Raw genomic sequence first — 15285 nt, 5'->3', positions numbered from 1 at the left:
CTGCTTCTTCAAACACTGCTCAAAAACGAAGGTAGTCAAATGCTCAAGTCGCAATTTGCGTTTCGCCGTATCGGCCTGCTGTCGGCCGCTATTCTGATCGGACTGACGCCGTTTGCCGCCACGTTCGCCGATACCGGTCCGTCGGAGATTCCGCTGGGCGCGGCGGCGCTTGCCGCCAAGCGGCCGGATGTGTCGGTGGGGCCACAGTACGACACCACGCACGTGTATGTCGCGTCGTCCGATCTCGATGCGTTCGTCGCGAGTTTCCTCGCGACGTTCGGCGGCAAGGCGTCGCCGCGCGCCGTGTTCACGGTGACGCCCACGCCGAGCAAGACGGCCTCGCAATACGTGCAGACGCCGGTCGGCATGCTTTCCGTCTTCGGTTTCGAGACGCCGGTGCCGTATCCGTTCGGCGCTGAGCGAACCGGTTATCTGGTGACCGATATCGATCAGGCGACGAAGGCCGCGCGCGCTTCGGGCGCAGACGTGCTCGTGGATTCGTTCGACGATCCGATCGGCAAGGACGCGATCATCCAGTGGCCGGGCGGTCTCACGATGCAACTCTACTGGCATACGAAGGCACCGAACTACGCGCCGCTTCATAGCGTGCCGGACAACCGCGTGTACGTTTCGCGCTACGAGGCGAACAATTTCGTGCGCCGCTGGCTGCATTTTTCGCATGGCAAGATCGTGTCGGACAACATGCATGCGGACGCGGGCGTGATCGGGCGGCCCGGTGAGACGATCCGCGTGATTCGTATCCAGTCGGGCTTCGGCCGCATGGTGGTATTCGTCACGGATGGCAAGCTGCCGTTCCCGTTCGGCCGCGAGACGACCGGCTACGGCGTGGACGATCTCAGTCAGACGCTCGAACGCGCCCAGACGGCCGGCGCGAAGGTGCTTTATCCGGCTTACGATAGTGGCGCGGGCAAGACCGCCGTGGTCGAATTCCCGGGTGGCTATATCGCCGAAATTCACGATGGTCGTTAAGGCCTTCGTGGGTCGTGCAGTCACGGGTGCATTGCTGATCGGCACAACGCTCGCTGCCTCGCTGCCCGCGTCGGCTGCCGACACCGCGCTCGGCAGCGCCGACGATACGGCCACGTCTTCCAGCAGCGCCAAGTCGTGCGCGCGGCCCGTCGTGATGTTCAATCGCTGGCAGGAAAACTGGTCGGCGCTGGCGGATCCGTGCGTCCCGAAGCGGCCATTCGATTCGCTCAAGTATATCCCGCTGTCGGGCAATCCGGACGCCTACATTTCGCTTGGCGCGGTGCTGCGGGAACGACTCGAAATCAACGACGCGCCGCTGTTCGGGCTAGGCTCCGGCCGCGACGACACTTACTTCCTGCAGCGCCTCGAAGTTCACGCGGACGTCCGTCTCGGTCCTCATGTTCAGGTCTTTACGCAGTTCGAGGATGCGCGGCCGTTCGGCAAGGACACCGTGTCCCCCGTCGATAAAAACCCGCTCGATTTGCGCCAGGCTTTCGTCGCGATCACCGAGCCGCTCGGCCCGGGCACGTTCAAGTTCCGCGTCGGACGGCAGGAGATGGCGTTCGACTTGCAACGCTTCGTCTCCGTGCGCGACGGTCCGAACGTGCGGCAGGCGTTCGATGCGATCTGGGCCGACTACGAAACCGGACCGTGGCGCTGGATCGCCTACGGGACGCAGCCGGTGCAGTACCGCGACAACTCGGATTTCGACGACGTGTCCAATCGCGGCGTAACCTTCAGCGGCGTGCGCGTGGAGCGTCAGGGCGTGGGTCCAGGCGACCTGTCGGCGTATTACTCACGCTACAACCGCAGCAACGCCCGCTTTCTCGACGCGACCGGCGACGAACATCGCGACGTGTTCGACATGCGCTATGCGGGCAAGGCGGAGCGCATCGACTGGGATGTCGAAGCGATGTATCAGGCGGGCCACGTCGGCAACAAGACCATCGGCGCGTGGGCCGTCGGTTCGCTCGCGGGTTACACGCTGACCGGCGTGCCATGGACGCCCCGGTTCGGCCTTCAAGTGGATGCGGCCTCGGGCGACAGCCATCCGGGCGATGGCCGGATCGGCACGTTCAATCCGCTCTTTCCCAACGGCTATTACTTCGCGCTTGCGGGCTATACGGGCTACACGAACCTGATTCACGTCAAGCCGACGCTCGTGCTCAAGCCGACCAGCAAGTTGACGCTCCTGGCGGGTGTCGGCCTTCAGTGGCGTGAAACGACGCAAGACGCCGTGTACGGCCAAGGCTCGTCGGTCGTGCCCGGCACGGCTGGGCGTGGCGGGCGCTGGACGGGTTTCTACACGCAGCTTCGCGCGGATTGGGCAGTTGCCGCGAACCTGGCCGCCGCGCTTGAGGCGGTGCATTTCCAGGTCGGTTCGTCGCTGCGCGAACTCGGCGCGCGCAATGCCGACTACGTCGGTGCCGAACTGAAGTTCGGATGGTAGACAATGTCTACTGAATCCGTCGCAACGTTTTTAGACGAGGCCGAAAACCATGAGTTCGTTCAATCTAACCACCGATGATACCGAGCCGTCCGAACTCGACGTTCCGTACTCGTCGCTCGAATTTCGTCAGCACCAGATGTTTCCGCGTTTGTCGCTGGCTGAAATTGCAAGCCTGCGGCGTTTCGCTAGGCCGATGTCGTTCAAGGCAGGCGAGTTGATCTTCGAAACGGGGCGGGTCGCGCTCGGCCTCTTCGTCCTGCTGCATGGCCGTGTGCGCATTCATTCGCGTGACAGCTTCGGCCGCTCGACGCTCATCACCGAGCACGACGACGGCCATTTCATGGCCGAGATGGCTCAGCTTTCGGGCAAGCCCGCTTTGATCGACGGCGTGGCGCTGACCGATGTCGAGACGCTCGTGATCGAACCGGACCGGTTGCGCGCGCTGATTGTCGCCGATGCGCAACTCGGCGAGCAGATCATGCGCGCGTTGATCCTGCGGCGGCTCGGGCTGATCGAACAGGGACTCGGGCCGATCATCGTCGGCAACGGCGACGATCCGAAGCTCGTCAGTCTGCAAGGATTTTTGCGCCGCAATGCTTATCCGGCGATGGTGATCGACGCGCGCAGCGACCCCGAGGCGATCACGCTGCTTAGCGGCATGACCACGGGACCGGACGATTTCCCGCTCGTGTTTTGCCCGAACGGTCACGTGTTACGCGCGCCGGACGAGGTTCGACTGGCATCTTGTCTCGGGCTCGTGCCCACTTTCGAACCGTCGCATGTGTACGACGTCGCGATCGTCGGCGCGGGCCCGTCGGGGTTGGCAGCGTCCGTCTATGCCGCGACCGAAGGGCTGTCCGTTGCCGTCTTCGATCAGCGCGCGCCGGGCGGACAGGCGGGCGCGAGTTCGCGAATCGAAAACTATCTCGGCTTTCCGACGGGCATTTCCGGCCACGCTCTCGCGGCGCGCGCCTTCCAGCAGGCCTTGAAATTCGGCGCGCATCTGGCGATTCCCGGCGGTGTCACGGAGGTGAGCCGGCACGACGGCATCTTCCTGCTGACACTTTCCGACGGCCAGCGCGTCAGCGCGCGCACCGTGGTTGTCGCGAGCGGTGCGGCCTATCGCAAGCCGTCCGTCGATGGCTTCGAGCGCTTCGAGGGACGAGGGATTTACTATTGGGCATCGACGATCGAAGCGAAACTTGTGAAAGGGCAGGACATCGTGCTGGTCGGCGGCGGCAATTCCGCGGGGCAGGCCATTGTGTTCCTCGCCAATTTCGCGCGCAGCATTCGCGTGTTGATTCGCGGCGCGGACCTCACCGCGAGCATGTCGAAGTATCTGATCGACCGGATCGGCTCGTTGCCGAACATTTCGCTCTGCACGCGCTGTACGCTACGCTCGCTCGAAGGCGACGAAGCCGGGTTGACGCATGTTCATATCCGGCACGAAGGTGACGAGGGTAACGAAGCGGCGGGCCGCGGCGAAGTGCTTGAAACGCGGCATCTGTTCCTCTTTATCGGCGCGGATCCGAAGACAGACTGGCTCGCATCGTGCAGCGTCGAACTCGATAACCGGGGCTTCGTCGTGACCGGCTTTGCGCGCAGCGGGCAGGCATCGGCGGAAGCCGTCATTCGCTATTCGCTGGAAACCAGCGTGCCGGGCATGTTTGCCGTGGGCGACGTGCGTTCGGACTGCGCTAAGCGCGTCGCCGCCGCGGTGGGCGACGGCGCGGGGGTGGTCGGGCAGATCCACGCGTATCTGGGGCAGCGTTTGACGTCCGTTCAGACGCGTCAAAAGTAAAGGAGCAGCGATGCCGATTTTGCGTAAATGGGCGGTACAGGCAGGCATATTCTGCGCAGTCGCGGCGGGCTGGCCTGCGTTCACGCTCGCGGCCGCGCCGCAGGTCAAGGCGCAAGCGCCGGGCTTCTACCGGATCATGCTCGGCGGCTTCGAGGTCACGGCGCTTAGCGACGGCACGCACCCGTTTCCTATCGATACGGTCGTCGAGGGCGTGCCGAAATCCGAAATCGCGCGGGACCTTAAGCGCGACTTTCTGCATGCACCGGTACAGGGTTCGATCAACGCATTTCTCATCAATACCGGCACGAAGCTGATCCTGATCGACTCGGGCGCGGGCGTGCTCTATGGAAGCTGCTGCGGCCGTCTGCTCGCCAATTTGCGCGCGGCGGGTTACGCGCCCGAGCAGATCGACGAAGTATTGCTCACGCATTTGCACAAGGACCATGTCGGCGGTGTGGTGTCGAACGGGACGATGGCGTTTCCGAACGCGGTCGTGCGGGCAAACCAGACAGAAGCCGACTACTGGCTGGATCCCGCTAACAAGTCGAAAGCTCCGGCTTTTCTAAGCACGTTCTTCGATGCCGCCAGCGCCGCGCTGGCGCCGTATATCGCGGCGAAACGCTTCGTTCCGTTCAACGGTGATGTCGAACTCGAACCCGGCATCCACGCGACCGCGATGCCCGGACATACGCCGGGACACAGCGCGTATCTCGTGGAAAGCGATTCGAAGGACCTTTTCGTTTGGGGCGATATCGTGCACGTCGCGTCGATTCAGTTGCGCAATCCAGAGGCGTCAGTCGAATACGACACGGACGCCGCCGACGCCCGACGCTCACGCCGCTGTGCGTTGAGTCTTGCCGCCGACAAGCATTACCTCGTCGGCGCGGCGCATATCGCGTTCCCCGGTCTCGGGCATATCAGAAAGAACGGCAGCGCTTATGAGTGGGTTCCGGTGAACTATGAGGGCGCGCCGGGCGGCTGACGGACGCTGCCGCGTCAGCGTGTTTGTAGCGCTATACGTTCTGCTCAGTCGCCTTGTCGTCGCTGCAACGTTCCATGATCGACCGCTCCGTGTTGAATCGGTGGGTTTGTTAAGCGGCTTGCGCGGTCATGCCTTCAGCCGCTGCGGTTGGCGCGAGAAAAACGCGTCTTCGATCCGCCCAGGCGAATTCGCCGGAATCGTTCGCGCTTGTGTTCCTCGTCGAAGTGAGCGAGCGAGGGCTTCACCAGATCGCTGCGCGACACAATCCCGACCAGCCGCAACGTTTCCTTGTCCGCGACCACGGGCATCCGTTCAAGCCCATGCACCGCAAGCCGCGTCGCGACGAGGCGGCAGGTTTCGCCCGGCAAAGCGACGACGGGCGTGACGCCGCGCAGCACGCCGCCGAGAGTCGAGTCTGAATCCGGCGCGAGCACTGCACGCTCGACCATCCCGATCACCGCGCCGTTGCTGACGACCGGATACGCACGATGCGCCTGCGCATCGCCGAAGAACGCCTTCAGCGCATCGGGCACGGTGAGGCTCGCGTCGATGGTCTGCACGGGATGCGACATGACCTCATCCACGTGATGCCGCTCCAGCGGATCGACGCCGTATTCGCGATAGATGTGATAGCCGCGACGTGCAATCTTCTCCGTCATGATCGAGCGCCGCATGACGACGGTCGTGAAGCCGTGCGCGACGAGCGTCGCGGCAAGCAGCGGCAGGAGCGCGTTGGCGTCGTGCGTGAGACCGAAGGCGAAGACGATCGCGGTAAGCGGCGCGCCCAGCGTCGCGCCGAGCGTCGCGGCCATGCAAACGAGCGGCCACAACGCCGGCTCGCCGCCCGGCAAGAGCGGCGCGAGCACGGTGCCGAGTCCCGCGCCCAACATCAGAAGCGGCGCAAGCACACCGCCGGAGGTGCCCGATCCGAGCGCCACGACCCAGATCACCGCCTTCACCGCGAGGATCGCTACAGCGATCTGCAGCGCGACGTGCTGATGCAGCAAATCGCCGATCACGTCGTAGCCGACGCCGAGCGCACGCGGCTCGATGAATCCGCCGATGCCGATCACGAACCCGCCGATCGCGGGCCACCACATCCAGTGAATCGGCAGCTTGCCGAAAAGATCCTCGGTCTTGTAGAGCGCCGCCGACAGACCCGACGCGAGCGCGCCGGAAAGCAGGCCGGCGATCATGCACGAGCCGAGCGCCATCGCGCTTGGCGCTGCGGTCACGAGCGGAAAGAGCGGCCCTTGCCCGAAGATCGCGGCGCGCGCAAATCCGGCGACCGCGCACGCGAGCGCGACCGGCAGGAAACTGCGCGGCCGCCATTCGAATAGCAGCAACTCGACGGCGAGGAGCAGCGCGGCGACGGGCGTGCCGAACACCGCCGTCATGCCAGCGGCCGCTCCGGCGACGAGCAGCGTCTTGCGTTCGGCGGCAGTGACCTTGACGCATTGCGCCATCAGCGAGCCGAGTGCGCCGCCGGTCATGATGATCGGACCTTCCGCGCCGAACGGTCCGCCACTTCCGATCACGATTCCCGACGACAGCGGCTTCAGCACGGCCACTTTCGGCGACATGCGGCTCTTGCCGAACAGGATCGCTTCGATCGCTTCCGGAATACCGTGACCGCGAATTTTCTCGGAGCCGAAGCGCGCCATCAACCCGACGACGAGCCCGCCGATAACCGGCACGACGATCACCCAGAGACCCAGCGTGTTGTCCGCCGGCGAGCGGTCGACGAACGAAAATCGGCTGAAGAAAAAGAGGTTGGTGAACAGATGAATAAGCGAGAGCAGGACGAACGCGGCGAGCGTCGCCGCAATGCCGATCACGGCGGCAAGCGCGGAAATGCCCGGAAGTCGGGCGTTGACGGCAAAGTCGCGTTGGGAGGAACGATGGCTCATGGTGGGTCGGAGTCCGGCCAATAGTCGATTTCAAGCGCGGGAAATGCGCGGCACCGACTTCGGTTTCGCGCGACGTCCCGAACCTCGGATTTCGCATTATATGTCACAAGGTGATATAAATGGTCGGCCGAAAATTCGCGATGGGCGAAGAAACGGTCGAGCGCTGGTCGGTCATTGCGATCGACCGCTTCGCTCGCGACCTGCGCGCGTCGTTCGAGCCCGGCGCATGCGTTGTCGAGCTTGATCCGATCCCGGCCGACCGCGATGACGTTCGCGCCCGCCGCAATCAGCCGCGACACGGTCGCTCACCCGATGTGAATGTTTGACGGAAAGGAGTTCGTGCGCACAAGGCGATCCCGCATCGAATGCTCTCAACTATTTTTGACCACGGTTGACAACTAAAAATACAGCGGCTTAGACTTGGGCCAATCCTCGAGGCCCGACAAAGATGTCCGCCCGAGGAACCGGCACAGAAGCCCCCTGGCGAACCAATGGTTCGCCAGGGGGCTTTTTTTTGTCCGAATTTTCCCTTGTTTCTAGCGCCTACCTCTACTTCTGGAGAATCCGCATGTTGCTGAAGCCGTCGGGCTGGATGCGTCTCGCCCTCACCGCAGGACTTGCACTGACCTCGCTCGTGTCGAGCGCCGCCGATCCCGTGAAAATCGGTTTGCTGGAAGACGCTTCGGGAAACTTCGCGCTGGCAACGATCCCGAAGATCCACGCCACACAACTCGCGGTCGATGAAATCAACGCGAAGGGCGGCATTCTCGGACGCCCGGTCACGCTGATCGCCTACGACACGCAGTCGGACAACACGAAGTTCCAGGAACTCGCGCGGCGCCTGGTCCAGACCGACAAGCCCGACGTGATCTTCGGTGCGTTCTCCAGCGCCTCGCGCGAAGCGATTCGGCCCATCATGGACCGCGCGCATCAGCTTTACTGGTACGACAATCAGTATGAAGGCGGCGTCTGCGATACGAACACTTTCGTGACGGGCGCGGTGCCCGAGCAGCAATTCTCGACGCTCATCCCGTGGATGATGCAGAAATACGGCAAGAAGGTGTACACCATCGCCGCCGACTACAACTTCGGGCAAATCTCGGCGGAATGGGTTCGCAACATCGTCAAGGAAAACGGCGGCACGATGGCGGGCGAGGAATTCATCCCGCTGTCCGTCTCGCAGTTCGGCCAGACGATCCAGAACATCCAGAAGGCGAAGCCCGATTTCGTGGTCACGCTGCTGGTCGGCGCGAACCAGTCGTCGTATTACGAGCAGCAGGCGTCGGCGCATCTGAACCTGCCGATGGCGAGTTCGGTCAACGTAGGCCAGGCCTATGAGCACAAGCGCTTCAAAGCGCCCGCGCTGAAGGATATGTACGTGACGGCGAATTACGTCGAAGAAGTCGACTCGCCCGCGAGCAACGACTTCAAGAAGCGCTTCCACGCCAAGTTCCCGAACGAGCCGTACATCAATCAGGAAGCGGCGAACGCCTACGACGCCATCTATCTCTACAAGGCCGCCGCTGAAAAGGCCAAGACGACGAATCAGGACGCGGTGCGCAAGGCGCTGGAAAGCGGCGACATCTGTACGACGGGCGCGCAAGGCAAAGTCTGTATGGACCCGAAGAGCCATCATGCGAGCCACACCATTTATCTGGTGCACGTGAAGGAGGACCACTCCGTCGAGATTCCGAAGGTCTGGGAGGACGTGCAGCCGTACTGGCTCGGCAAGGTGGGTTGCGATCTGCCGAACAAGCCGGACCATCGTCAGTACACGCCGTCGAATCTGCCCAAGAAGTCCTGATCCAAAGCCGGCGCGCGCTCGACTTGCAGCACGCTCGCGCCGGCCTCCTGAACGTGGAGCACGCATGACCACTCTGTCGGTTCTCTATTCGCTCGTTTATCAGTTCGGCGATAACTTCGCCTATCTGGTGCTCGCGGCGCTCGGTCTCGCGGTGATCTTCGGCATGATGGGCGTGATCAATCTCGCGCATGGCGAATTCATCATGTGCGGGGCGTATGTCACGATTATCGCGGCCAAACGCGGTGTGCCGCTTCCGCTCGCGATGCTGCTCGGCGCGGTCGCGGCGGCGGTGGCTGGCGTCATCGTCGAGCGGCTCGTCATTCGTCATCTCTACGACCGCCTGTTCGATTCCGTCGTGGCGACATGGGCAATCAGCCTCATCGTGCAGCAGACCATGCTGCTCGTTGCGGGTCCGTCCATCGAAGGTATCGGCACGCCGTTCGGTTCGTTCTCGCTCGGCGATTACTCGTTCTCGACTTATCGCGCGGTGCTGCCGCTCATTGCGCTGGCGATCCTCTTCGGTCTCTATCTGCTGTTCTTCAAGACGAACTACGGCGTTTGTGCGCGCGCGACGATCCAGAACCCCAATATCGCGCAGTGCCTTGGGTTGCGCACGGACCGGCTCTATACGCTGACCTTCGCGCTCGGCGCGGGGCTGGCAGGTTTCACCGGCGCGCTCTACGCGCCGACCATGACGGCGGTCCCGACGATGGGCAGCAACTTTATCGTGCAGGCGTTCGTTTCGGTGGTCGTCGGCGGCGCGAATGTGATTGCGGGAACGACGCCCGCTGCGGGCGTGCTCGCCATCATCCAGACGGCGCTCACGGCTTCCTACGGCCAGCTATTCGGACAGATCGGGCTGCTGCTGACGGTGATCGTCGTGATCCGGCTGATGCCGCAAGGCCTCGGCAATCTCTTCACACGCTTGCGCTAGGAGGCACACGTGAAGCAATCGAACATGCCTTCAAAGATTTCGCAAACCGGCGCTTCGGCACGCGTGCTGCGTGCGCTGCCCTGGCTCGTGGCGTTGTGCCTGCCGCTCGTGGTCGACGCCAACACCAGCGGCAATCTCGCGTACTGCCTGCTGTGGGCATTCGGCGCGGTCGGCCTCGCGGCGATGTGGGGCTACGGCGGCATCCTGTCGTTCGGGCAGACCGCCTTCTTCGGATTGTCGGGCTATAGCTACGGCATCTTCACGCTGAATTACACGGACACGTGGTTCGACTCGTGGCTCGGTCTCGGCGCGGGTCTGGTTGTGAGCGTGGTGGTCGCCGCGTTGATCGGCTACATGATTTTTTATGGGCGCATCAAGGGCGTGTTTATCGGCATCGTCACGCTTTCGGTGACGCTCGTGCTCGAAACCTTCATGTCGCAAACGGCGGGTCCGCAATGGGCGATCGGTGAAGCGCGGCTGAATGGCTACAACGGTATGGGCGGCATGGCGCCTTTGACGATTCCGTGGAGTGGCGGACCGCTCACGCTGGAAAACGCGAGCTTCTACTATCTCGTGCTGATTCTGCTGATGGTGGTCTACGCCGTCATGCGGCGTCTGCTCGACGGCACGTTCGGTCTTACGCTCATCGCCATCCGCGAGAACCCGCAACGCGCCGAGATGCTCGGCGTCGACATTCGCCGTCATCAACTGCTCGTGTTCGTGCTGGGTTGCACGCTGGGCGGATTGTCGGGCGCGCTGTACACGATCTGGGGCTCCTACATCACACCCTCGACGATGGGCCTGACCGCGGCGGCAATGCCCGTGATCTGGGTCGCGACGTCCGGCAAGAAGAGCATTGGCGGAACCATTCTCGGCACTGCGCTGCTTGTCTGGCTCTCGCAGAATCTCGCGGTGTACGGCAGCCAGTACGCGCTGATCCTGCTCGGCGCGATTCTGTTGATCGTCGTGCTCGCCGCGCCCGAAGGTCTGCTGCCGTTCGTCACGCGGCAACTGAAACGTCTTTCCAGCCGCACCGGCGGTACGCGCCCGAGTGGCGCATGCCTCAAGCAAGAGGAGGGCAAGCCATGACTACGTTGCTGGAAACGCGCGGACTCAAGAAGCATTTCGGCGGCGCGCACGTCATTAACGGGATCGACTTCAGTATCGATGCGGGGGAGATTCGCTGCGTGATCGGGCCGAACGGCGCGGGCAAGAGCACGTTCTTCAAGCTCATTACGGGAGAGCATCGCCCCTCCGAAGGTAGCGTGATGTTTCTCGGGCAGGACATGAGCCATGTGTTGCCGCATGAACGAATTCGCATGGGGATGAGCATCAAGTTCCAGATTCCCGGCGTGTTCCCCGACCTGAGCGTGCGCCAGCATCTGCAACTGTCGCTGCATCGGGCGAAAGACGACCGGCCCGAAAGCCTCGATGAACTGCTGCAGCGCTTCATGCTGGAAAGCGAGGAACACGTGCTCGCGCGTAATCTTTCGCATGGCAAGAAGCAGTGGCTCGAGATTGCGATGGCCGTGTCCCTGCGTCCGAAACTGCTGTTTCTCGATGAGCCCGTGGCGGGTATGTCGGTCGAGGAAACGCATGCGACGGGCGAACTCATCAAGCGTTTGTCGGCGGCCGGTCTCACGATGATGGTCGTCGAACACGACATGACGTTCGTCAAGCAGATCGCCTCGCGCGTGACCGTGCTGCACGGTGGAAGTCTGCTGGCGGACGGCCCACTCGACGAAATTCTCGCGCGCGACGATGTCGCCGAGGTCTACCTGGGAAAGAAGAAATGAGCGCGTTGCTCGAAGTATCAGGCGTGGAAGCAGGATATGGCGGCGGCCGCGTGCTTAACGGCGTGTCGATCGGCATCGAGCGCGGCGAAGTGCTGGCGCTGATCGGACGCAACGGTGTCGGCAAGACAACGCTGATGCGCACGCTTATCGGACTGGTCAAGCTCGATGCCGGTGAAATCACACTCGACGGCGCCGCCATCGGCCATGAAAAGCCCTACGTTCGCGCGCAAAAAGGCATGGGCTACGTGCCGCAGGGCCGCGAGATTTTCGGCGCGCTGACGGTCGCCGAAAACCTTCAGGTCGGCGCGCAGGCGAACCGTGCGCAGGCGGCGCAGATGAAGGAGAAGGTCGTCGGCTACTTTCCCATTTTGAAGAAGCGCTACACGCAGAAGGCGGGAACCATGAGCGGCGGCGAACAGCAGCAACTCGCGATCGCGCGCGCGCTCATCAGCGCGCCGAAGGTGCTGCTGCTCGACGAGCCATCGGAAGGCATTCAGCCGTCCATCGTCGATCTGATCGGCGAGACGCTGCAGCAGATCGCGCGCGAGACGGGCATCGGCGTTGTGCTGGTCGAACAGGACATGGGCATGGTCGAACGCATCGCGACGCGCTGCTGCGTGATGGACAAGGGCCGTATCGTCGATGTATTGAGCCCTGCGCAACTCGGAGACGAGCAACTGATTCGCCAGTATCTGGCACTGTGACGGAGAGCGGAACATGAAATGGCTTGAAGAATCGATCATGATGAAGCGCGGGGTCGGCGCGGATCGCGAACCGGTGGAGCACCATCTCACCGAAGAATTGCAGAAGACGTTTCACTACACCATCGGGCCGTATTCGCAACCGGTGCTGCACGTGAAGCCCGGCGATCGCGTCGTGGTGGAAACGCGCGACGCTTTCGAGGGCAAGATCAAGGAGGAGACGGACAAACCTTCGCAAGTGCTGCAGGTGCCGTTTCTTAATCCGCAGAATGGGCCGATCATGATCGAGGGCGCGGAAAAGGGCGACGTGGTTGCCGTGTACATCGAGAAGATGGCGCCGCGCGGCGACGATCCGCACGGCTTCTGTTGCATGATTCCGAACTTCGGCGGATTGACGGGCACCGATTACACTGCGTTGCTGAACGAACCGTTGCCTGAAATCGTGCGCAAGATCAAGATCGACGAAGAGAACGTGTACTGGAGCAAACGTAATACGCTGCCGTACAAGCCGCATATCGGCACGCTGAGCCTTTCGCCCGAAATCGATTCGATCAATTCCCTCACGCCCGACAATCACGGTGGCAACATGGATGTTCCGGACATGGGTCCGGGCAGCATCACGTATTTGCCGGTACGGTCGCCGGGCGGGCGCTTGTTTATCGGCGACGCGCATGCCTGTCAGGGCGATGGCGAAGTGTGCGGCACGGCCGTGGAGTATCAAAGCACGACGACCGTGCGCGTCGATCTCATCAAGAACTGGCCGATTGCGTGGCCGCGTCTGGAGAATGAAGATGCGCTCATGAGCATCGGCAGTGCGCGGCCGCTGGAAGACGCGACACGTATCGCTTATCGCGAACTCGTGTTGTGGATGGCCGCCGAGTACGGCTTCGACAAATGGGACGCGTACATGATGCTGAGCCAGGTCGGCCGGGTTCGCCTCGGCAATTTTGTCGACCCAAAATATACGGTTGGCGCGATGGTCGCCAAACACTATCTCAAGTAGCGCATCGGTCAGACGAATCGAAGCAACGAAGACCCAAGCGCGGGGCCGCCGCTCCGCGCGCATTAGCGAGCGTGTCACGAAATGGCTTTGTCCGATCCTATCCGAGTGGGCCTGCTGTGCTCGATGAGCGGTTCGACCGCGTTGCTCGAGCAGTCGCAATGGCGCGGTGCGTGCCTCGCCGTCGAGGAAATCAATGCGCGAGGTGGAATCGGCGGACGCGAACTCGTCGCGCTTCATTACGATCCCGCGTCCGATCCGGCCTCGTTTCGCGAGCTTGCCGAACGGTTGATCGTGAAGGATGGCGTCAACACGATCTTCGGCGGCTATACGTCGACGAGCCGCAAAGCGATGCTGCCTGTCGTCGAAAAGCACAACCGGCTGTTGATCTACGCGCAGATGTACGAGGGATTCGAGTATTCCGACAACATCATCTACAGCGGCGCATCGCCCAATCAGAACGGCGTGCAGCTCGCGGACTTCATGACGGAGACTTTCGGCGCGCGCGTCTACTTCGTCGGGTCGAGCTATGTCTATCCGTACGAGTGCAATCGCACGATGCAGGAGCTGCTGCTCCAGCATCCCGAAGGCGCGATCCTCGGTGAGCGCTATCTGTCGCTCGATGCAACGCGCGATCAGTTCGCGCAAGTGATCGCGGATATCGGGCGCAAGTCGCCGGACTGGATCTTTTGCACGGTGATCGGCGAGACCGTGCCTTATCTCTATGACGCCTACGCACAGGCGGATTTCGATCCGGCCAAGATGCCGATCGGCAGTCTCAATACCTCCGAGACCGAGATTCGTGCAATGAACCGCGGCGTCGCGACCGGTCACATCACGGCCGCGCCCTATTTCCAGAGTATCGATACCGAGGAGAATCATCGCGCCGTCGCGCATCATCAGTCGCGTTACGGCGCGGACGTGCCCACGGATATGAACTGGGAGGCCGCCTACTATCAGATGCACATGTTCGCGGAAGCATTCGCGCGCGCGGGTTCGGACGAGCTCGCGACCATCATGCCGCATTTTCTCGGCCTGGAATTCAACGCGCCGCAAGGCCGCGTGCGCATCGATCCCGTGAACCATCACATGGCGCTTTATCCGCGCATCGGCCGCGCGAACGCGGACGGCCAGTTCACCATCTTGCGCGAATCGAAGTTCGCTGTCGGCCCCGATCCGTACATGACACGCCAGACGCTCGGGGATTGGGTCACGAAGTTGAGCACGCGGGATTATTGACGTGACGACGCGTGCGGATAGAGGGCAGCGAAGCCTCACCAGTTCCATCCTCGAGCGCAATGCTCGCGTGGTCGTCTTCCATCCGGACGACGACGACGGGCAGACGCTTGCCAACCACCTTCGGCGCATGGGCTTTCAGGTGGAACAGTGCTGGCCGCCGATGGAGACGTTGCCCGAGCGTGTCGATCTCGTGTTTCGCGCGCTCTTGCCGGAGGAGCGTGCACCGAGCGGCGAGTGGTCGGGCCCCGATGCACCGCCTGTGATTTGCGTCGTGGCCTATGAGAATCCAACGTTCATCGACCAGGCTATCAAGCTCGGCGCGGATGGCATCGTCACGACGCCGATCCGCGCGTCCGGGCTGCTTTCGACCGTGGTGATGGCGCTGTATCACGCGAGGCGTTCGCGCCAGAACGCTCAACGCATCGCCAAGCTCGAACAGAAACTGCTCGACAGCCGGCATCTGCAAGAAGCCAAAAATATTTTGATGATCATGCACCGCGTGAGCGAGCGCGATGCCTACGACATGCTGCGCGCTCAGGCAATGGAGAAGCGCGTGACCATCGACGATATCTGCCATTCCGTCATTCAGGCGGGGGAGGTATTGCAGATCGCGCGCGGCATGACATCCGGGGACGGGCGCGAGAAAGAGTGAGCACGTCCCGGCCTTTTTCCGATTGA

General features: G+C 62.5%; 14 protein-coding genes. 13 read left to right on the top strand and 1 reads right to left on the bottom strand.

The features are described from left to right. Positions 1-39: 39 nt before the first annotated feature. The 4 genes from AC3D25_RS19490 to AC3D25_RS19475 are packed head-to-tail and all read left to right on the top strand — an operon-like array spanning position 40 to position 5223. Complete coding sequence (locus AC3D25_RS19490) at positions 40-990, top strand: VOC family protein (RefSeq protein ID WP_488890093.1); 951 nt, start codon at positions 40-42, stop codon at positions 988-990. After that, on the top strand, positions 980-2440 hold the full coding sequence (locus tag AC3D25_RS19485; protein ID WP_488890092.1) for an alginate export family protein: 1461 nt from the start codon (positions 980-982) through the stop codon (positions 2438-2440). The genes AC3D25_RS19490 and AC3D25_RS19485 overlap by 11 nt, the downstream gene beginning before the upstream one ends. Before the next feature lie 49 nt (positions 2441-2489). After that, positions 2490-4241: an FAD-dependent oxidoreductase gene (locus tag AC3D25_RS19480; RefSeq protein WP_488890091.1), complete on the top strand. Its 1752-nt coding sequence runs from the start codon at positions 2490-2492 to the stop codon at positions 4239-4241. Between the two features lie 10 nt (positions 4242-4251). Next, positions 4252-5223 carry an MBL fold metallo-hydrolase gene (locus AC3D25_RS19475; RefSeq protein WP_488890090.1) on the top strand — a complete coding sequence of 324 codons (972 nt, stop codon included), beginning with the start codon at positions 4252-4254 and terminating at the stop codon, positions 5221-5223. A 134-nt stretch (positions 5224-5357) separates the two neighbouring features. Here the strand turns inward: AC3D25_RS19475 and AC3D25_RS19470 are convergent, their stop codons facing one another. After that, entirely contained in the window at positions 5358-7133 is a 1776-nt protein-coding gene (locus AC3D25_RS19470) for a chloride channel protein (RefSeq protein ID WP_488890089.1), read from the bottom strand. Positions 7134-7252: 119 nt separating this feature from the next. Here AC3D25_RS19470 and AC3D25_RS19465 point away from each other — a divergent pair, with 119 nt between their 5' ends. The 9 genes from AC3D25_RS19465 (at position 7253) to AC3D25_RS19425 (ending at position 15259) form a co-directional block, all read left to right on the top strand. Next, positions 7253-7459 carry a hypothetical protein gene (locus tag AC3D25_RS19465; protein WP_488890088.1) on the top strand — a complete coding sequence of 69 codons (207 nt, stop codon included), beginning with the start codon at positions 7253-7255 and terminating at the stop codon, positions 7457-7459. Between the two features lie 242 nt (positions 7460-7701). Beyond that, positions 7702-8937: an urea ABC transporter substrate-binding protein gene (locus AC3D25_RS19460; protein ID WP_488890087.1), complete on the top strand. Its 1236-nt coding sequence runs from the start codon at positions 7702-7704 to the stop codon at positions 8935-8937. A 64-nt stretch (positions 8938-9001) separates the two neighbouring features. Then, a complete protein-coding gene (locus AC3D25_RS19455) occupies positions 9002-9871 on the top strand; it encodes an ABC transporter permease subunit (protein WP_488890086.1) in 870 nt (289 codons plus the stop codon). 24 nt (positions 9872-9895) lie between these two features. Continuing rightward, positions 9896-10960, top strand: coding sequence for an ABC transporter permease subunit (locus AC3D25_RS19450; RefSeq protein WP_488890085.1), 1065 nt, complete (start codon positions 9896-9898; stop codon positions 10958-10960). After that, positions 10957-11667, top strand: coding sequence for an ATP-binding cassette domain-containing protein (locus AC3D25_RS19445; protein WP_488890084.1), 711 nt, complete (start codon positions 10957-10959; stop codon positions 11665-11667). The genes AC3D25_RS19450 and AC3D25_RS19445 overlap by 4 nt, the downstream gene beginning before the upstream one ends. Further along, positions 11664-12371, top strand: coding sequence for an ABC transporter ATP-binding protein (locus tag AC3D25_RS19440; protein WP_488890083.1), 708 nt, complete (start codon positions 11664-11666; stop codon positions 12369-12371). The genes AC3D25_RS19445 and AC3D25_RS19440 overlap by 4 nt, the downstream gene beginning before the upstream one ends. Before the next feature lie 13 nt (positions 12372-12384). After that, a complete protein-coding gene (locus tag AC3D25_RS19435) occupies positions 12385-13371 on the top strand; it encodes an acetamidase/formamidase family protein (protein ID WP_488890082.1) in 987 nt (328 codons plus the stop codon). Between the two features lie 81 nt (positions 13372-13452). Beyond that, a complete protein-coding gene (locus tag AC3D25_RS19430; protein ID WP_488890081.1) occupies positions 13453-14607 on the top strand; it encodes a transporter substrate-binding domain-containing protein in 1155 nt (384 codons plus the stop codon). 1 nt (position 14608) lies between these two features. Next, on the top strand, positions 14609-15259 hold the full coding sequence (locus AC3D25_RS19425) for an ANTAR domain-containing response regulator (RefSeq protein WP_488890080.1): 651 nt from the start codon (positions 14609-14611) through the stop codon (positions 15257-15259). The last annotated feature ends 26 nt before the right edge of the window (positions 15260-15285 follow it).

The sequence above is a fragment of the Caballeronia sp. SL1002 genome, assembly GCF_057814995.1.
The sequence above is the reverse complement of the archived record's forward strand: the minus strand, read 5'-3'. Positions and strand labels throughout refer to the sequence as shown.